Annotated in this window: 2 protein-coding genes; one reads left to right on the plus strand and one right to left on the minus strand. The window is 76.3% G+C overall.

What is annotated here, in order from left to right; genetic code table 11:
• On the minus strand, positions 1 to 702 hold a 702-nt coding region (locus J0670_RS36980; protein WP_207817159.1), incomplete at its 3' end, for a BTAD domain-containing putative transcriptional regulator.
• A gap of 147 nt (positions 703 to 849) precedes the next feature.
• Between J0670_RS36980 and J0670_RS36985 the strand changes: the two genes are divergently transcribed.
• The coding region (locus J0670_RS36985) for a BTAD domain-containing putative transcriptional regulator (protein ID WP_207817160.1) at positions 850 to 1879 on the plus strand (1030 nt) is incomplete at its 3' end.

Consider the following 1879-nt stretch of genomic DNA (forward strand, 5'->3'; position numbering starts at 1 on the left):
CGGCAGCGACGGGCGGGCGTCCTCGTACACGGCGAGTGCCTCGGCCTTGCGGCCGGCTTGGTGGAGGGCGTGCATCAGGACGGCGGTGAGCCGGGGCCGGCCGGGGTGTTCCAGGGCGAGCGCGGCGGCTTTGGCGGTGAGGTCGGTGCGGTCGCCGAGTTCGGTGTCCAGTTCCAGCTGGGTCTCCCTGGCCGAGATCCGCTGTTCGGTGAGGCGGGCTCGGACGGCTTCGGCGTGCGGCCCGGGCAGTCCGGCGAGCGGCTCGCCGTCCCACAGCCGCTGGGCGCGGTGCAGCACCTCCCGTACGTCCTGCGGCGGGGCGCCGGCCTGGCGCAGTCGTTCGGCCTCGGAGAGCAGCGCCTGCCACTCCTGGGCGTCGGTGGGTGCGGGCTTGAGCGCGTAGCCGTCGCCGACGCGCACCAGTGGCAGGCGCTGCGGGTCGTCGCCGGTGTGCGGCCTGAACGCGGCGCGCAGCCGGGAGACGGCGAGCTGGACGGCCTTGCGCGGGTCGCCCGGTGGGGTGCCGCCCCACACACCCTCGATCAGCACCGAGGTCGCCACCGTCCGCCCGGCGCCGCCGAGCAGCACGGCGAGCACGGCGCGCTGCTGCGGGCGGCCGAGTTCCACCTCCTCGGCTCCGTACCAGGCCCGCAGCGGGCCCAGCAGTGCGAACCGCAGCTGCGGTCCCCCCGTGTTCACCATGTGTCCCGTCCCCTGCCGGTCGTCCTGTGCCGGTCGTCCTGTGCCGGGATCTCGCCACTTCCGTCCGGAATGCGGCGCCCCCCTACCCCGGCGACTTATGCTCTGTCACTGATTGTGCACCGGACTGTGGGCTTCGAGGGGTGGGCCGTGGGGCTCGAATTCCGCGTGCTGGGGCCGCTGCGCGCCCGGTACGACGGTCGTGAGGTCGACCTCGGCCGACCACAACAGCGGGCCGTGCTCGCCGCCCTGCTGCTTTCTCCGGGCCGACTGGTCCCCACGGACCGGCTGGTCGAGGGCCTGTGGGGGGAGGATGACGTCCGCTGGCCGAAGGATCCGACCGGGCAGATCGGCACGCATGTCCACCGCTTGCGGCGGGCCCTGGGCGAGCCGGGGCTGCTGGTCGCGGCGGCGGGCGGCTACCGGCTCGGGGTGCCGCGCGAGGCGGTGGACGTCTTCCAGTACGAGGACACGGTGGCGGAGGCCGTCGCGCTGCGTCACCAGGACCCGGCGCGGGCCCGGGAGTTGCTGGCACGGGCGCTCGGGGCCTGGGCGGGGCCGCGCGCGCTGGACGGCGTGCCCGGGCCGCTCGCGGAGAGGGTCCGGGAGCGGCTGGCGGCGGGGCGCCTGGCGGCGCTGAAAGTGCGGTACGACGTGGACTTGGCGCTCGGGCGTCACGCGGAGGCGCTGGGGCCGTTGGGCGTGCTGGCGGCGGACCATCCGCAGGACGAGGAGGTGCACCGGCTGCACCTGTTGGCGCTGCACCGCTGCGGCCGGACGGCGCAGGCGCTGGCGGAGTACGAGGCGCTGCGGGAGCGGTTGGACCGGGATCTGGGGCTCGAACCGGCGGCTGCGGTGGCGGAGTTGGCGGAGCGGATCCGGCGCGGGGAGGCGGTGGTGGCCGTCCGGGCGCTGCCCCGGCCGTGTCAGCTGCCGCCGGACATCCCGGATCTGGTCGGGCGGGCCGGGCTGGTGCGGGTGGCGGAGCGGGCGCTGCGGGCGGCCGGTGCTTCGCCGGTGGTGGGCCTGTCCGGGCCGTCCGGAAGCGGGGCCTCGGCGCTGGCGGTGCACGTCGCGCACGCGGTGCAGGACTCCTTCCCGGACGGGCAGTTGTACGCGGGCGGCGGTGAGACCGGCGCGGTACTGGCCGGGTTCCTGCGGGCGCTGGGGGAGCGGCCCG

It is taken from the genome of Streptomyces sp. FH025 (genome assembly GCF_017427025.1).
GTDB lineage: Bacteria > Actinomycetota > Actinomycetes > Streptomycetales > Streptomycetaceae > Kitasatospora.